Origin of the sequence: Ligilactobacillus sp. UO.C109 (assembly GCF_026847815.1) — a bacterium.
In the GTDB taxonomy this organism is placed as follows: domain Bacteria; phylum Bacillota; class Bacilli; order Lactobacillales; family Lactobacillaceae; genus Ligilactobacillus; species Ligilactobacillus salivarius.
Genome location: NZ_JAPSFH010000027.1, coordinates 264,190 through 280,018, shown reverse-complemented (window position 1 = coordinate 280,018; position 15,829 = coordinate 264,190). Strand labels below are relative to the sequence as shown.

The 15,829-nt window shown below is 33.2% G+C and carries 18 protein-coding genes and 2 pseudogenes; 4 read left to right on the top strand and 16 right to left on the bottom strand.

What is annotated here, in order from left to right; genetic code table 11:
- Nucleotides 1-5: 5 nt before the first annotated feature.
- From OZJ21_RS05565 to OZJ21_RS05550, 4 genes and pseudogenes are all read right to left on the bottom strand, one after another.
- Nucleotides 6-587, bottom strand: a pseudogene (locus tag OZJ21_RS05565) (SDR family NAD(P)-dependent oxidoreductase).
- Between the two features lie 43 nt (nucleotides 588-630).
- The gene (locus OZJ21_RS05560; protein ID WP_003710252.1) at nucleotides 631-1,143 is read right to left on the bottom strand and encodes a GNAT family N-acetyltransferase; all 513 of its coding nucleotides are present in this window, start codon (nucleotides 1,141-1,143) and stop codon (nucleotides 631-633) included.
- A 128-nt stretch (nucleotides 1,144-1,271) separates the two neighbouring features.
- A complete protein-coding gene (locus OZJ21_RS05555; protein WP_003700355.1) occupies nucleotides 1,272-1,394 on the bottom strand; it encodes a hypothetical protein in 123 nt (40 codons plus the stop codon).
- Nucleotides 1,395-1,466: 72 nt separating this feature from the next.
- Nucleotides 1,467-2,276 (bottom strand): conserved phage C-terminal domain-containing protein, encoded by an 810-nt coding sequence (locus OZJ21_RS05550; RefSeq protein WP_268857555.1) that lies wholly within the window; start codon nucleotides 2,274-2,276, stop codon nucleotides 1,467-1,469.
- A 209-nt stretch (nucleotides 2,277-2,485) separates the two neighbouring features.
- Between OZJ21_RS05550 and OZJ21_RS05545 the strand changes: the two genes are divergently transcribed.
- Complete coding sequence (locus tag OZJ21_RS05545; protein WP_268857554.1) at nucleotides 2,486-3,073, top strand: hypothetical protein; 588 nt, start codon at nucleotides 2,486-2,488, stop codon at nucleotides 3,071-3,073.
- Between the two features lie 69 nt (nucleotides 3,074-3,142).
- On the opposite strand, the pseudogene OZJ21_RS05540 reads toward OZJ21_RS05545, so the two are convergent.
- From OZJ21_RS05540 to OZJ21_RS05500, 9 genes and pseudogenes are all read right to left on the bottom strand, one after another.
- Nucleotides 3,143-4,081 (bottom strand): annotated as a pseudogene (locus OZJ21_RS05540) (NADP-dependent oxidoreductase).
- Between the two features lie 293 nt (nucleotides 4,082-4,374).
- Nucleotides 4,375-4,683, bottom strand: coding sequence for a CHY zinc finger protein (locus OZJ21_RS05535; RefSeq protein ID WP_081534633.1), 309 nt, complete (start codon nucleotides 4,681-4,683; stop codon nucleotides 4,375-4,377).
- A complete protein-coding gene (locus OZJ21_RS05530; RefSeq protein ID WP_081534635.1) occupies nucleotides 4,664-5,125 on the bottom strand; it encodes an Rrf2 family transcriptional regulator in 462 nt (153 codons plus the stop codon). Before OZJ21_RS05530 ends, OZJ21_RS05535 begins: the two co-directional genes overlap by 20 nt.
- A 62-nt stretch (nucleotides 5,126-5,187) precedes the next feature.
- Nucleotides 5,188-6,033: an SDR family oxidoreductase gene (locus OZJ21_RS05525; RefSeq protein ID WP_268857553.1), complete on the bottom strand. Its 846-nt coding sequence runs from the start codon at nucleotides 6,031-6,033 to the stop codon at nucleotides 5,188-5,190.
- Between the two features lie 145 nt (nucleotides 6,034-6,178).
- Nucleotides 6,179-6,511, bottom strand: coding sequence for a hypothetical protein (locus tag OZJ21_RS05520; protein ID WP_161022335.1), 333 nt, complete (start codon nucleotides 6,509-6,511; stop codon nucleotides 6,179-6,181).
- On the bottom strand, nucleotides 6,508-7,023 hold the full coding sequence (locus OZJ21_RS05515) for a GNAT family N-acetyltransferase (RefSeq protein ID WP_161022334.1): 516 nt from the start codon (nucleotides 7,021-7,023) through the stop codon (nucleotides 6,508-6,510). The genes OZJ21_RS05520 and OZJ21_RS05515 overlap by 4 nt, the downstream gene beginning before the upstream one ends.
- Before the next feature lie 12 nt (nucleotides 7,024-7,035).
- A complete protein-coding gene (locus OZJ21_RS05510) occupies nucleotides 7,036-8,406 on the bottom strand; it encodes an RsmB/NOP family class I SAM-dependent RNA methyltransferase (RefSeq protein ID WP_268857552.1) in 1,371 nt (456 codons plus the stop codon).
- An 8-nt stretch (nucleotides 8,407-8,414) separates the two neighbouring features.
- Nucleotides 8,415-9,392: an ABC transporter permease gene (locus OZJ21_RS05505; RefSeq protein ID WP_268857551.1), complete on the bottom strand. Its 978-nt coding sequence runs from the start codon at nucleotides 9,390-9,392 to the stop codon at nucleotides 8,415-8,417.
- An 8-nt stretch (nucleotides 9,393-9,400) separates the two neighbouring features.
- A complete protein-coding gene (locus OZJ21_RS05500) occupies nucleotides 9,401-10,174 on the bottom strand; it encodes a prolyl oligopeptidase family serine peptidase (RefSeq protein WP_069469220.1) in 774 nt (257 codons plus the stop codon).
- A gap of 147 nt (nucleotides 10,175-10,321) precedes the next feature.
- On the opposite strand from OZJ21_RS05500, the gene OZJ21_RS05495 reads away from it, so the two are divergent.
- Nucleotides 10,322-11,131 (top strand): Cof-type HAD-IIB family hydrolase, encoded by an 810-nt coding sequence (locus OZJ21_RS05495; protein ID WP_268857550.1) that lies wholly within the window; start codon nucleotides 10,322-10,324, stop codon nucleotides 11,129-11,131.
- 40 nt (nucleotides 11,132-11,171) lie between these two features.
- Here OZJ21_RS05495 and OZJ21_RS05490 read toward each other — a convergent pair whose 3' ends face one another.
- From OZJ21_RS05490 to OZJ21_RS05480, 3 genes are all read right to left on the bottom strand, one after another.
- Entirely contained in the window at nucleotides 11,172-11,699 is a 528-nt protein-coding gene (locus tag OZJ21_RS05490) for a GNAT family N-acetyltransferase (RefSeq protein WP_003710275.1), read from the bottom strand.
- Nucleotides 11,700-11,718: 19 nt separating this feature from the next.
- Nucleotides 11,719-13,011: a diaminopimelate decarboxylase gene (lysA, locus tag OZJ21_RS05485; protein WP_003710278.1), complete on the bottom strand. Its 1,293-nt coding sequence runs from the start codon at nucleotides 13,009-13,011 to the stop codon at nucleotides 11,719-11,721.
- Nucleotides 13,012-13,155: 144 nt separating this feature from the next.
- Nucleotides 13,156-13,347 carry a 2-hydroxymuconate tautomerase gene (locus OZJ21_RS05480; protein WP_255320015.1) on the bottom strand — a complete coding sequence of 64 codons (192 nt, stop codon included), beginning with the start codon at nucleotides 13,345-13,347 and terminating at the stop codon, nucleotides 13,156-13,158.
- Nucleotides 13,348-13,476: 129 nt separating this feature from the next.
- Here OZJ21_RS05480 and OZJ21_RS05475 point away from each other — a divergent pair, with 129 nt between their 5' ends.
- Nucleotides 13,477-14,901, top strand: coding sequence for a C69 family dipeptidase (locus OZJ21_RS05475; RefSeq protein ID WP_081538048.1), 1,425 nt, complete (start codon nucleotides 13,477-13,479; stop codon nucleotides 14,899-14,901).
- Between the two features lie 12 nt (nucleotides 14,902-14,913).
- On the top strand, nucleotides 14,914-15,810 hold the full coding sequence (locus tag OZJ21_RS05470) for a hypothetical protein (RefSeq protein ID WP_268857549.1): 897 nt from the start codon (nucleotides 14,914-14,916) through the stop codon (nucleotides 15,808-15,810).
- Nucleotides 15,811-15,829 lie beyond the last annotated feature (19 nt).

The window sequence follows — 15,829 nt, the reverse complement described above, 5'->3', positions numbered from 1 at the left end:
ACAGTCTAAGATAATTCAGATTTCCCCTGTGCTTTTTGTCTGGGCCCACATACATTAAAGAAACGCACAGCAACTGTCGGAATACCATAGATTTTTTCGTAAAACATAGCATATCTTTCACTTGCAAATTTGTCTATTGCATAAGGATTTTCAAGACTTACCGGCATATCTTCGCGCCTAGGTGTATCAGCAATGTTCCCATACACAGCTGACGAGGAAGTAAACAGTACCTTTTTTACCTTTAACTTGTTCTTTCGAATGATTTCATAAATATATAAAATTGCTTCTTAGTTAATAAAATGTGTGCTAAGAGGCTCAGCTATTGTACCTGAAATACTAATAACTGCAGCTAATAATACAATATAATCAAATTTTTCTTTGATTAATAACTGTTCCATGAACTCATAATCAGTAACGTCAGCCTGATAAAAAGTAATATTATCTTTTAATTTATTAGCATCTTCTTTGCATTCAGCTGGTAGGTGCCTACCTACAACAACAACTTCATCTCCTTGTGAAATGATTTTTTCAATTAGATTTGAACCGATAAACCCAGCTCCCCCTGTAACTAAGTATTTCTTTTTCATTTTCTTCAATCCTTTTTCGTATAGAGTATGAGATTGGATCTTATTAAAATTTTTCTTTCAACACCTTATCAAAGGCCACTCTATCTGCACCCTTAAAATTAACTTTTCCGCATATTTGATAATTATTCTTCTTCAAAATATGTTTCATTCGTTCATTTTCAAGAGCTGTATCTAATCTAACTCCATAAATTTGACAAGCATATGTCAATCTCTCCACCAATTCCAAAGCAATACTTGCTAGGCCTTGATTACGATATTCTTCTGCTATTGCAAAACTATGAACTGTTGCGTAAGGCTCTTCCGTATGCCAATCTCCCAATATTTCTTTATAATATGGCATACCTGTAAAATCTATTCGTAAATAGCCGGCAATGATACCATCTACACGTAACACAAATCCCTTATTAGCTAGAATATCTTCTAATATACTTTCACGATTAGGATAGTCGTCTGTCCATTCAGTAAATCCCTGATCATTTTGAAATTTCTTACCACTATCAATAATTTCCAAACATCTGTCAACATCATTTACATGGGCTAATTCAATTTCATTCATAGTTAAAACCTCCCCATATTAGCTTCTAATTACATCTTATCACAATTTATAAATATATAAAGAGTAAGTATGAAAACGAATTCCTACTTACTCTAAATCCTGTTTATATTAATTATTCAAGAAGCCTGTCACTCACTTCTATTTGTTTTATATTCAGGTTCTTTTTCAATCGTGGTTCTTTCAAAGCTTACTTTTTGTTTAAAACCTAAAATCCAGCCACAAAATGTTAATTTCGTTAAGATTAATTTCATTGAAAATCCCCCTTCTTTTCCAAATTCCTCCTCTCACTGATATATACGAAAAAAATAGTATTGTTGTAACACTCAAATCTTAGCTAAAAGTATATCTATTTCTTGATTTAATTTGTCTTGATCAATGTTCTCTTCTTTGCCATCAACAAAATAGTTGTTTTCACGATGATATGCATAACATTCAGCATAGTATTTACTGAAATTATCACCAAACAATGTTCGGGGACGGACAAATTTTTCAACATGTGTTCCTTTCCACTGCTTAGCTTTCAAAACTATCATGCTTTTACATTGTTCTACATCATTTCCAGCTGCTAGTCTTTCTTTAATCAATTTTATTCCCCATTTATCTTTATCAAACACCTGCCCGGTAACTTCTTTGAAACATTCCAGGATCTCCTTTATCTTTTGTTGATTATTTAATGATGTATTCTTAGGTACTTTATTGTCTTTGAAGTGGTTAACTTGTCCAGTTCTGAACTGGTCAGATTTTCCATTTCCATTGTTTTCCCTAGGACACTCTACCTGTCCAATTTGTCCATTTCGACATTCAGGTGTTTTATTGTCTAAATATTCTTGTAGCTTCTCCTCATCTAGTGAATACCACTTTGTATGATTAAATTTTGAAATATTGTATTTCGCAACTCTAACAATCTTTAATTCAGCTAATTTCTTTAGTTCTCTCCTAATGGTTCGCTCTGAAATAAATGTAAGCTGCTTGGACCAATCTTGATAAGTATTATAAATCCATTTTCTTCCATCAATCTCATGTGTTGACTTATCTTGCCAATAGCGAATTTGTTGAATCAAAATTGCTTGATAAATCCCTAAAGCTGCTGCGACTTCTGTATTAAATGCCCGATTGGGTTCAAAGTTTTTCATATTAAATTCCTGCCATTTCGTTTTGGTCTATTTGGACGTCCTATAATATATACGTTGGCAAGAACTAAAATGTAACAAAAATATTTGCTAAATTACTACTATTCTTAATGTTGACCGTTTTAATATTATAAGATAGTATTAAACATGAGATATTTCGACCAGCAATCTGATGTCGCTAAAAGCTGTACTAAAAAAGAAGGTATACATAAATGAAAAAAATAAGCATTTTTGTCCTTTCTGTGCTTACATTAATGACGCTAGGAGCTTGTTCAATAACGTCATCAAGTAAATCCTCTAATGAAAGTTTATTTTCTTATAAAGCAAGTTCTCGAAAAGCAGAAAGCATTAAAAAAGCTAAAAAAGAAGCTAAAAAAGAAGCACATGATAAGGCTGAAGCTGCTAAAAAGAAAAAACATAAAAAGAAGAAAAAGAAAAAGGAAAGTTCTAGCAGTTCTGAGCAAAGCAGTTCTGTAAGTTCAAGTGTATCTGAATCAACTGACTCAAGTTCAGTTTCATCAAGCGATGATACACAAGATACATCATCAAATCAACAAAATACAAGTCAAGGTAATACTACAACATATCAAGCACCAGTATCTAGTTACTACTATAGCGGTGGGTATACTGCTCCTCAAGGTGGAGGTAGTAGCAGTGGATCTGATAACGGCAATTCTGATGGTAACCAATCTCCTGCTCCATCAGACTCTGTAGATGAAGGAAATAGTAATGGTGATTCCGGCGATTCTGGTAATGCTGGTGACAATGTTCCTGAACAACCTGATGCTGCAGAAGAATAAAAATAAGCAAGTAATTAATTTGTTTAAATACAAATCGATTACTTGCTTTTTATTGTGCAAATTTTTATCTTATCCCACTACATCTATAATCACCACCTTACCATTAGCGTGGCCAGTTGCTACATAATCACAAGCCGCTTGTAAATCACCAAAGTCAAATTCTTTATCAAGTCTGACTTTCAATTTCTTATCTGCAACTAAATTTTCCAATTTCTCTAGTTGTTTTCCATCAGGATGCATGAATAGAAACTCATAATCTACTTTGGCTTTTTAGCTAGCTTTCCTTATCTTGTAACTACCTAGTTTAAATAACTTTTGCCAAATTATATTCAAGCCATAGCCTTTAGCAAATTTTTCATCTGGTAATCCTGAAACAGATACTACTTTCCCGCCTGGCTTAACTACTTTAAACGAGCGCAATAATGTTTCTTGTCCAAGAGTATCAAAAACATAATCAACCGGTGGGCAAACTTCAGCAAAGTCACTCTTATGATAATCTATAACTTGATCAGCCCCTAAAGAATACAACCAGGCATGATTGCGTTGACTCGCAGTAGTAATAACTTTCAGGCCCTGCATCTTAGCCAGTTGAATTAATAAGCTTCCTACTCCTCCAGCCCCTGCATGGATTAATATCGATTGTCCACTCTTAGCTTTCATTTTCTCGAATAGTGCTTGGTAAGCAGTTAAACCAACTAATGGCAATCCTGCTGCTTCTTGGAGTGTTAATGCTGATGGAACTACAGCAAGATTATTTTCTTCATCAACTAAATACTCACAAAAAGTTCCAATTTGTTTCTTGCTGATGCGACCAAATACTAATTGTCCAATTTCTACTGATTTAACATCTGCCTCAATATCTTCAACAATTCCCACATAATCATTACCCAAAATAAGTGGCATTGAAAAATGTAATAATGGACGTAATTTCCCAGATTGGATTTTCAGATCAACTAGATTAACACTTGCTTTGAGAACTTTGACTAAAACTTGTTTAGCTGAAGTAATCTTAGGTTTAGGTAGTTAACCTAAAGTTAACTTTTCTTGTCCATAATGTTCAATGTATGCTGCTTTCATTATCTACCTACACTTTCTCTTTGTTTAATCAAATTAAACCATTAAACTATTCTACCCACAAGTTATTTCCCTATTGAGAAAGAAAATCGAGACGAAAACACAAAAAAACAGCCTAAAACTCATGCTTCTCACAACATGATTTTAAGCTATCTTAACAATTATTGCATTTTACATTTAAGTCTAATCAAAGATAATTAACGACTTTAAACCAACTAAAATTGGCCTTAGTCTTCAAAATATATTTCATAATGCAATTTACATCGCGGATTAAACCCATGATGACAATTAGGACATGCACCACTTGTATATTCGTCAAAGTCCAATAAACGTCGACATACGCCACACATCACAGGATAATCATCTTTATTGCTTGCTACAAATTTATGATCTTCCAAACTATCATGGCATTGATAACAAGCATAATATTCATCGCATTGACTACATTTCAAGGCCGCAATATCTACATCTTTGTGGTAATGTTTGCATCGACCGGCAGCATCTAGATCAATACCTTTAATCAAGTTTTTCACCATCGCCACCAGCCTTCTGTTTCAATCTTTCGCTCTCTAGCACTCCATCAATTACATCTTGAATACTAATCTGGCTCATCTCTAACTCTGCAGCATTTTGCACCCTCTGATATACTTCTTCCAATGTATTTTGGATATTAGCACCTACTACACAATTAGGGTTCGTCTTAGGATCAACATGCAACAAACTGGCAGTTGATGTAATTGCACGATAAACATCTAAAACTGAAATTTCACTTGCTGGCTTTGCTAAACTTGCTCTAGCTACTCCCGGCTGATTATTTAACAGCCCTGCTTTTTTTAATTTTGACATTAAATTTCTCACAACACTAGCATTAGCTTCAATACTTGCCGCAATTCTAGCACTGCTTAAATCATCATTTTTGTATATATCAACATATGTTAAAATATGAATTGCATCGCTTAGTTTATATGAATGTTTCATCGCTATACCTCTCAAATCTAACTTTCTTCATTTTAACAAAGGTATAGTTAATACTCAACAAATTAGCGACCAATAACTTCTTTAATTGCTTCTGGCAAAGCTTTCAATTCATGACCTAATACATCTGCTAAATCAGAAGTTTCTTCTGTAAGTTCGCCTTGCTTAATTAAATCTTGAATCATCAAAATAAAGCCAATAGTATTTTCGTCTAAACCAGCTTTTTCTAAGCCTACTTTATAATCATCACTAGCAACATTTGTCGCATTAATTTCCTTACCATAGACTTCGCTGACTGCCTTAGCTAAATCTTCATAACTTCTGCTGGCACCAGCAAATTCATAGACATCTTTTGTTGCATCTCTAATAAGTACCTTCACTGCACCTTCTGCATATTCACGTTCCAATGCCCAACCTACTTTACCATCACCAGCAGCATAAACAATATCTTCCCCATTTAAGAAACCAACTTCATTTTCTAAATACCAGTTATTACGCAAGAATGAATGTTTAATACCACTTTCTACAATTAATTTTTCAGTTGCAGTGTGATCACTAGCTAATGCAGACTTAGCTTGATCAGCATGTGGGAAACTTGTATATACCACAAATTTTACTTTTGCTTCTTTCAAAGCATCTACTACATTTGTATGTTGTTCTAGACGGGGAATTTTACCACCCGGTTGAGACGAAATAAATAATACCTTATCTAGTCCTTCAAAAGCTGAAACTAAACTATTCTTATCATCATAATCACCTTGACGAACTTCAATATCATCAGGAAGTAATTGCTTAGCTTTTTCTAAGTTACGTACAATTGCGACAACATTGTCTGCTCCTACTAAACCCACTAATTCCTTAACTGCAACTTGACCAAAATGACCTGTTGCTGCTGTAATACCATATTTCATATTATCTTCTCCTAACTTATCTTTTAAACTTGTTGCTTTATAATTAACAACTATAATATACTACCCTGTTGTTTTAATGTCAACAACTAAAATAAAAAATAAGAAGTTAATTACAACATTCGTCATAATCACTTCTCATTACATCTTATATACTTACTTGCTGGTACATCACAAAACCGGCAAGAATAATGATAACTACCGGTATTATTAATAATCTATATTCTCTTGGCAAAAGTTTCGGTAAATTATCTAACTCATTTTTTATACGCCAGTTTTTTTCTACAAAAATAATACTTTCACCTAAAATTAATATCAATAATTCCCAGAAAAAAAGTTGGTATTTACTTCCGAAACTATCAGGACTGTTGTCACCAACAAAATGTGTTCCAACTACTTGGGGAGCTATCCTTAAATAGTAGAATATTTCTAATAATACAATTAAATACGAAGAACGCATTAAAAGTTTAAATTTTTTCACAATTCCTTCACCAATATATAATCCGTTTGTATATCATCACCTAAAACAAAGTCATGTGATCCAACTTTTTCAAAACCAGATTTTCGATAGAAAGCTTGAGCCTTTAAATTCTTTTCCCAAACACCTAGCCAAACTTGCGATTTCTTTATTTTTTTTGCTACTGCTATAGCATGTTGCATCATTGATAGACCCATTTTTTGTCCTTGATATTTCTGTAACACATATATTCTTTGAATTTCCAATGCTTCAGGATAATCCGACTCTGTTTGTGCCGAACCGATATTTAACTTTAAGTATCCTGCAAGCTCATCATTGAAGTAGCAAAAATAATAAAAAGATTCTGGATCTGCTACTTCTGACTTCAACTTGTTAAAGTCATATTCTTCATTTAGAAACTTCGCTAAATCTTCAGCAGTATTTTGACTACCAAATGTTTCTGTAAAGGTTTGTTTTGCTATTGTCTGTAATTTTTTTATATCTTCATCACTATTATTTATTTTCTTAATATTCATAGTAATCCCTTCTTAAGCTTGAAATCTTAATCCTTTAGGGAAAAAATTCTTTATAGTTCCATTAACTAATTTACCAAATGCAAAATTCTTTTCTTCACAACGTAGTAAATACCAACCATTTTTTCTAGTATTACCGCTCAAAAAGATAGTGTTGCCAGCTACATACTCTACCCATTGATTTTTAGTTAACTCAATTACATTTTCTTCAGCTACTTCTTGTACTGCTAGAGCTAAGGCATAACTAGGTTCAAAACGATTTTTCTTAAAAGTTCCTAACATCAAACCTGGTCGAATATATTTTAACTTATTAATATCTAACCAGTCTTTATTATAATAGTAAAGATGATCACCATTAATACGTAAATCTTGATCAGCAAAGTTCAATTCCTGACTTGAAAAATTAGTCACAAATTTATGCCATAAATCTAGTTTATCAGATGAAATAGTTTTACTTTTCTTTTTCTTCTTAGTTTTCTTTTTAGTTACACTTGCAGCTTCCCCGTTAAATTTTAACTTAGCTAAAAATTGACCTTCACCTTCAAAATGATGTGGCATCAAACGAATTGTTTTAGCCAAGTCTTTATTACCATCTGCAAATTCTGGACGTCCACTGTCCATACCATCATACTTAGTAATTGGTTCCAAAGTTAAGTCATAATTTTCTAATAACCAAGCTACAATTTGTTCATCTTCTTCTGGAGCAAACGTACAAGTTGAATAAACCAACTCGCCACCTGTTTTGAGCATTTTCATTGCTTCTTCTAAGATTAACTTCTGGCGATGAGCACATTCATCTGGATAATCTTTATGCCAATACTTAACCGCACTATGGTCTTTACGAAACATACCTTCTCCAGAACAAGGAGCATCAACAACAATTTTATCGAAATACCCCTTAAATACTTTCGCGAGATTATCAGGAGATTCGTTAGTGATAATTACATTCTTAGCACCTATGCGTTCCATATTTTCTGCTAAAATTTTAGCTCGTTTGGTATTAATTTCATTGCTCACTAATAAGCCTTGGTTATTGAGTTGTTCGGCAAGTTGTGTTGATTTCCCACCGGGAGCTGCACATAAATCTAACACTTTGTCTCCTGGTTGTGCATTAGCTACCGCTGCTACATACATCGCACTTAAATCTTGACTATACACATAGCCTGCTTGATGTTCAAGTGAACGTCCACTTACTTTACCAATAAATCCATCTTGAGCGAAAGGAACACTAGCAGTTAAATCATAATCTACATCTTTATAATGACGTTTTAAAGGATTTAAACGAAAACCTATCACACTTTTTTCATCCAAACTAGCCAAAAAATCTTCAGCTTCATCTCCTAATAAATTTTGATATTTCTCAATAAAATCTTTAGGTAAATCCATTCTCTAATCTATTCCTTTACTTGTTTTTTTATCCTATCATAAATTGTTAAGTAACAAACGATACTTCCCGTTATTAACATTAAGGTGTTAAAAATAATAGTTCCAGTATAACTATATAGCGTAAAATATATTAAACCTAAAATTGTCCCTGCACTCATTCCTACAAGTGCTAAAATTGTAAAGACTTGCCATTCTTGGAAAGTGGCACGATTAACCGTTGCACGTTTGATAACATATCTTCTTTTGTAGGACACGCCCCATAAAATTGCTTCTGCCAAGAAAGCTACAAAAATAAACAATAGCGCAACTAATTTACGAACTAAGGAAGTTAACCATACACCCTTAGGAATACCTAATGAATTAGTGAATATTGTCTTAACTTCTTTAGCACCTAAAACTTTTTTTATTATCTTTGCATCCAGTGGTTTATAAGAATCTATTACAATTCGATAATCATTACTCGTCAAATTTTTCAAAGTAGAAATAGCACCCGAGATAAAAATTTGATCGTCTAAACTTGAGGAGCTATGTTTTTCGCCCATAACTCCTAGTACTGGTAAATAACCAGAATCTACTTTTAAATATGATTGATCTTTAGGTTTATATAATTTTTTTGCAATATTCTTTCCTACTAAAGCTACTGTAACTTCTGAATTAAAATCATTGTCAGCAAAAAAGCTTCCTGAAACCATTGGTGTAGTGCTGTAATCACCTTTTCCAAAGAAATAAGTTAGATTACTATTCTTCTTATCTTGATAATGAACTTGAACATCATCAATTTTGCTAGAGTTAGAAATCTTATTATTAATATCTTCCAAAGAAGTTGTTCCTTTCATCACTACTTCATAGGCGTTTTGTGAAAGGTTATGATTGTTCAATTGATTAACAATATCGCGTTCTTGAATCTTAAAGAACACCCAAACACTACAAAAAGCTAATAAGCAGACATATAAAATGATCAACAACTTATTTCTAAATATTCTCATGTTCCTGCTTACCTCTTACCAACAAACTTTTGATAATACTGATTAAATTTATTTGCCATTTCCAAAGTTGTTTCTTGACTTACTTTATGACCTGCATTCTCTGTTGTAGTTAAAGTAACATTTTCTACATAACTTTTTCCAATGTTTTCCCGATAAAAATCTACAGTGTCTTGATAAGGTACCATTTTATCGGCTGTACCATGCCAAAAATGAAGCGGACGACTAGCTAATTTCTCTAAATTCAAGGATAAATCAAATGGTTCTAAAGCTGAAATTTGCTTATCAACTTCAGTATCAGGCATTCCTTTAACTTGTGTAGCCGCATCAGCAACTAATTTCTTCGCAAATTTAACTGGTTTAGGACTACCCATTAAGCAAACTCCTGCATTTATCCATGGATATGTTGTCATTAAAGCGTTAGTCGTTATCCCGCCCATTGATAAACCACTAACTCCTACAAAACCATCTTTAATTCCAACATTTTCACGATAGTAATCAACCAAAGTTGGAAATTCCTTAACTGAATTTAAGACAATTTTCCAAAATTCAAGAACATGCCCTTTTACATCGCCCTCTTGACGATCTCCATGATATAAAGCATCCGGTAAAATTACTCTAAATCCTTTTTTAGCAATCTCATAACCTTGAGTTAAAACTCTTTCTTTACATCCAGTCCAACCATGATAGAAAAAGACAAGTGGTAATTCTTCACCTAATTTCTCACTATCGCAAATTTCTAGGATTGGTAAATCATTAATTTCTTTTGTAATAATAGAAATCATGAACTCCGCCTCTTTTCTTACTATATAATGAATTAATTATACAACGAACTCTTTACTTCTCTCTAGTATTTCTAACAGCTTTATGTTAAATTTAAAACGTTACTGTTTTTATTACAGGTAAAAATTAAGATTAAGGACGTGAATAATTTGGAAAGAAAGTTAATTGCGATTGACTTAGACGGAACAACTTTAAATAACGAATCTAAAATTTCATCATATACTAAAGAAGTTTTACAAAAAGCTACCCAAGCTGGCCATATCGTTTCAATCGTGACTGGTCGTCCTAATCGTATTTCTGAAAACTTTTACGATGAATTGAATATTCCTACTCCGATGATTAATTTCAACGGTGCTTTAGGACATATTCCACATAAAAATTGGGATAAAGAATATATTGAAACTTTTTCTAAAGATATCGCACTTGATTTAGTAGCTGAAAAAGAAAAACTTGGAATCAAGATTGTCGCTGCTGAAAGTAAAAATTATGCTTTAGCTGATCAACCTAATAATATTATTCCAGATTTCTTTCCAGCAACTTTGAAAGCAAATGAAGTCTTAAATGCCATTAATTTGCAAAAAGATCCTTCTGCGATGACTATGTTAGTTGATGAACACAAATTACCTAATATTGTCAAAACTTTAAAAGCTAACTTTGGCGATAAGATTACAGTTGGCGTTTGGGGGGGTAAAAATCCAATTCTTGAGCTTTCTCCTAAAGGTGTTAATAAAGCTAAAGGTGTTGATTTCCTAGCTAAAACATACAATATTGATAAAAAGAATATCATTGCTTTTGGCGATGAACATAATGACGCTTCTATGATTGACTATGCTGGTTGGGGTGTCGTTATGCAAAATGGAACTGATAAGCTAAAATCACTTGCTAACGATATCACTGAATATGATAATGAACATGATGGCCTAGCAAGATATCTTGAAAATTATTTAAAACTAGCATAATGCAAAAAACGATTTCTATATTACTAGAAATCGTTTTTTCTTATCTATTTTCCCATTCTTCACGCAAAACACCGTATTTAACAGAATCATAGTAAGTATTTTGCCAGTATCTGACTTTTCTTATTCGTCCTTCACACTTTAGACCCAGTCTATCAGCCAACTTCATCATACGCTGATTTCCAGACCAAGTAGTGAGTCCAATATGTGGTAGCGAAACTCGTTGAAATAACTCGTCAATCCAAAGTTCTAGAGCTTGGCGGCCAATTCCTTGACCCCATTTTCGTTCGTCATAAATCGCTAACCCAACTTCCAGCCAACGTTCTAGATATCCATCATCATAATAAGCAGAAACTGAACCGACCATTTCACCATCAACATAGATTATCTTTCGCATATCATTTTCAAGATAATCAAGTTCCCTACCAGCTACCCAATCTTTTCTAGTTGGATAGTGATTATCGAAATAAGGCCCATTCCAATTTCGCCATTCTGCTTTAGGATCAGAAAAAGCCAGCTTCCAAAACTCAAGCGAATGGTTCATATCTAACTTTTTTAGTTCAACTACCACATGCTCACTTCCCAGTTAATTAAAGAATTTCATTGCGAATCATATCTTCGTAACTTTCACGTTTTACAACTAAACGAGCTTTACCATCTTCAACAAAAACAATTGCTGGACGTGGATTACGGTTATAGTTACTTGCCATAACATAGCCATAAGCACCAGTTGATAACATCGCAATCACATCGCCAGGTTCTGTCTTAGGAAAATCATAATCCTTAATCAAAATATCTCCAGATTCACAGAACTTACCTACAATTGAAGCGTTTTGTGCAATTGGTGCATTAGGATCCTTAGCTAAAACAGCATCATATTTGGCACCATATAAGGCTGGGCGAATATTATCACCCATACCACCATCAACTGCGACAAAACTTCCAACACCTTCAACATCTTTACGTGAACCAACTGTGTATAAACTTACACCAGCTTCCCCTACAACTGAACGACCTGGTTCAATCCAGATAGCAGGCATTGGATAGTTTAATTCCTTACTCTTTTCTTTGACTGCTTCTACAATGATCTTAACAAAGTCTTTTACATCTAATGGTTCGTCTTGATCAGTATATCTAATTCCAAAACCACCACCAAGATTAAGTACTTCAGCTGTAAAATCATATTTTTCCTTCCAAGCACTTAAGAAGTCCATCAATTTCTTAGCTGCTTCTACAAAACCAGCAGTTGCAAAGATTTGTGAACCAATATGACTGTGGACACCTAGTACTTTAAAACGAGGGTTAGCCAATGTTTTTTCTAATGCTTCACTTGCTTGTCCACTTTGTAAATCAAAACCAAATTTAGATTTAGCTTGACCTGTTGAGATGTATTCATGAGTTTCAGCATGGATACCTGGTGCTAAACGCAATAGGATATTAGCTGTCTTATTCTTTTCTGTAAGTACTTCATTTAATAAATCAATTTCATAAAAATTATCAACAATTATATAGCCAACGTTGCTATCAACTGCCATTTCTAATTCAGCACGGGATTTATTATTGCCATGAAATTCCAACTCTTGTGGATCCATTCCACCTTTTAAAGCTGCATAAAGTTCTCCGCCAGAAACAACATCGCTTCCAATACCACTCTTAGCCACCAAGTCATACATTGCTAAACTTGAAAAAGCTTTACTAGCATAAGAAATGTGATATTTAACATTTTCTTCTTCAAAACCTGCTTTAAACTTTGCAATTTGTTCTTTGATTTTAGCAACATCATAAACAATTGTAGGTGTGCCAAATTTTTTAGCTAGTTCTAAAGAGTCAAGTCCCCCAATTGTGTAATGTCCTTCACTATTTACTGGAATTTCTCTTTTCATAATTATAGTTAATTCCCCTTTCAACTAATTGCACAAGATGTATTTTTATTAATTCTAACATATTGATAATCTTTTTCCCACTTAATTTTAATGACAATAAAAAAAGACTAACTTTCAATAGTCAATCTCTTTTATAATTATTAATTATTTTTCTTCACTCTTTAATACACCAGCAACACTGTAACGATTCTTCTTCATTTCACTTAAAACAACATGTACGTGTTCTGCTGGAGCACCTGTATTCTTAGTAACTGCATCTGTAACATCTTTTACTAAGTTCTTTAATTGTTCTTCTGAACGACCTTCAATTAATTCAATATGTACTAATGGCATAATAGTCCCTCTTTTCTTAATTAACTAACTTAATTAAATCAAAAAAGCTATTACTTTTCAAATTATTTTTATCCATTCTTGCGATATGTTAGAATTAATACAGTAATAATATTTATACAAGGGGCGAAAATTGTGAAAATTCAAAAAAAATTATCTGCTTGTACTAGCATTTTAGTTGGGAAAAAAGCAATGGCCGACAATTCAACTATCATCGCTCGTAATGAAGATGCTAAAACTGCTTGGCCTAAACATCTTACTGTTCATGAGCATAAAGAATTCGAAGAAGAGCAAGTTTTTGTATCAAACGATAACAAGTTTACAATGCCACTTCCTAAGGTTAGATTTAGATACTCTGCTACTCCTGAATGGACTGATAAGTTTGGTTTATTCGAAGAAGATGGAATTAATGAATATGGTGTAGCAATGAGTGCTACTGAAAGTGCCTACTCCAATCCACGTGTACTTGGTGCTGATCCACTCGTTGAAAATGGTATTAGTGAAGAAGCAATGGTGACCGTTGTTCTTCCATATATTAAGTCTGCACGTGAAGGTGTTGCACGTCTAGGAAGCATTATTGAAAAATATGGTACTAGTGAAACAAACGGTGTCCTCTTCTCTGATGAAGATGAAGTTTGGTACTTTGAAAGTGGTAGTGGTCATCATTGGGTTGCACAACGTATTCCAGATGATTGCTATGCAGTAGTAGCTAATCAATTAGCTATCCAAAAAGTCGATCTTGACGATCCTGATAATTTCATGTATTCCAAGGGTATTGTACAATTTGTATACCAAAATCATTTTGAAGTTGATTTTGATAATTTTAACTTCCGTAATGTCTTTGGTACACATGAATATAGCGATGAAATTTATAGCACTCCTCGTGTATGGTACGGTCAAAAATACCTTTCTGGTGATAATGATCAAGATCCAATGAGTGAAGAATTACCTTTCATCCGTAAAGCTAATCGTTTACTCCATTTAGATGATATTGCCTATGTATTAGGTTCTCACTACCAAAATACACCATATGATCCATTAAACAATGATAATGCTGATGGTCATAAGTTCCGTCCTATTAGTTTGGCTGCCACTCAAGAATCACATATTCTACAAATCAGAAGTGGTATGCCTGTTGATGTACGTGGTATTCAATGGTTAGCAATGGGTGTAACTGCTCAAAGTTCTTATATTCCATTCTATCCTGCAGCTACTGATGTCCACCCTGCATACAAAGTTGGTAGTGAAACTTATGATGACAAATCTGCTTATTGGGTATATAAATTAGCTGGCGTCCTAGTTGATGCACATTACAAAGAATTTGGCAAAATGCTAAAAGATACTCAAAAAGAAGTTGCAATCTTACTTAACAATAAAGTTCATGAAATTGACGCTAAAGCTCTTACGCTTTCTGGTCAAGAACTAAGAGATTATCTAACAACAGAAAGTATTGCTTGCCAACAAATTGGTCTTGATAAATACAATGAGTTGATAGCTAAACTAATTACAGCTTCAACCGCCCTATCTCCATTATCATTTAAAGTTGATGTCAATCTTTAATGAGGTCATATTATGGAATATAATTTTAAAAACAAATTTGTTAAAACTGATGAAGCAATTATCTTTTTCGACAATTATATTAATGTTGATAGTCCTAAAGAGAAATTTGTGGTTATTAGTCATTTGTCAGCTGATAACTTAGCTTATTTGCAGCAAGCAACTTTACCCGCAAAAACATTTGTATCTCAAAATTTATTTTTACTATTACAAAAATTAACTAAATTTGAACTAATAGCTAATTTAAATTTAGATCTAAAGGTTCTTCCTTATGGATTTGCTGTGCCCGTTGCTGATTTGAAAATTACTGCACTCAATAACGATGATGGTTTATGGGGATCAATAGCTCTCTATTTGGAACATGATCATCAAAAATTAGGCTATGTTGCTAAATTTGATATTCATGGAATCCACAAAAAACGTATTAAAGCTTGGAAAAAGTTCTTTTCTCAACAAAAATTGGACTACTTGATTTTAGGTTATCAAGATTGCGATGATAGTGATAATTATCTCTCTAAAACTGGCCAGTTAAAAAATATTGAGAAAACTTTAGAACAAGCAGATAGTACTCAAATTTATTTGGAAATGACTCCTTTTGATCCTGAACAATTGGTAAAAATTGACGATTTAGCACATCGCCTAGATTATCAAATTAAGTGGCTACCTGGCTATGCTGAGTTAATTTCTTATTTCAAACAACTTGATTTTAAAGATGGCTCTCCTGCTGCAACAGATAAAACTTTAATTCAACGTGAAGCTCAAGCTCATATTACTGATGATTTGACCATTAGTTCTCCATTATTAGCAGAAGATGGCAAGATTGATTTTATGAATAATTTTGCTTATCCAACTGAAGCTGAGCTAAAAGAAATTTTGAAATATATCGCAGCTAAACAAGTATATTTTGTTTAATGCTTTAAACTAGACTGAG

Coding starts and splice junctions, on each gene's coding strand:
- OZJ21_RS05545 (WP_268857554.1), top strand. CDS start 2,486: ATGAAAAAAATAAGCATTTTTGTCCTTTCTGTGCTTACATTAATGACG.
- lysA (WP_003710278.1), bottom strand. CDS start 13,011: ATGAAAAGAGAAATTCCAGTAAATAGTGAAGGACATTACACAATTGGG.
- OZJ21_RS05525 (WP_268857553.1), bottom strand. CDS start 6,033: ATGAAATATGGTATTACAGCAGCAACAGGTCATTTTGGTCAAGTTGCA.
- OZJ21_RS05530 (WP_081534635.1), bottom strand. CDS start 5,125: ATGAAACATTCATATAAACTAAGCGATGCAATTCATATTTTAACATAT.
- OZJ21_RS05470 (WP_268857549.1), top strand. CDS start 14,914: ATGGAATATAATTTTAAAAACAAATTTGTTAAAACTGATGAAGCAATT.
- OZJ21_RS05550 (WP_268857555.1), bottom strand. CDS start 2,276: ATGAAAAACTTTGAACCCAATCGGGCATTTAATACAGAAGTCGCAGCA.
- OZJ21_RS05555 (WP_003700355.1), bottom strand. CDS start 1,394: ATGAAATTAATCTTAACGAAATTAACATTTTGTGGCTGGATTTTAGGT.
- OZJ21_RS05510 (WP_268857552.1), bottom strand. CDS start 8,406: ATGGATTTACCTAAAGATTTTATTGAGAAATATCAAAATTTATTAGGA.
- OZJ21_RS05515 (WP_161022334.1), bottom strand. CDS start 7,023: ATGAATATTAAGAAAATAAATAATAGTGATGAAGATATAAAAAAATTA.
- OZJ21_RS05500 (WP_069469220.1), bottom strand. CDS start 10,174: ATGATTTCTATTATTACAAAAGAAATTAATGATTTACCAATCCTAGAA.
- OZJ21_RS05535 (WP_081534633.1), bottom strand. CDS start 4,683: ATGGTGAAAAACTTGATTAAAGGTATTGATCTAGATGCTGCCGGTCGA.
- OZJ21_RS05505 (WP_268857551.1), bottom strand. CDS start 9,392: ATGAGAATATTTAGAAATAAGTTGTTGATCATTTTATATGTCTGCTTA.
- OZJ21_RS05560 (WP_003710252.1), bottom strand. CDS start 1,143: ATGAATGAAATTGAATTAGCCCATGTAAATGATGTTGACAGATGTTTG.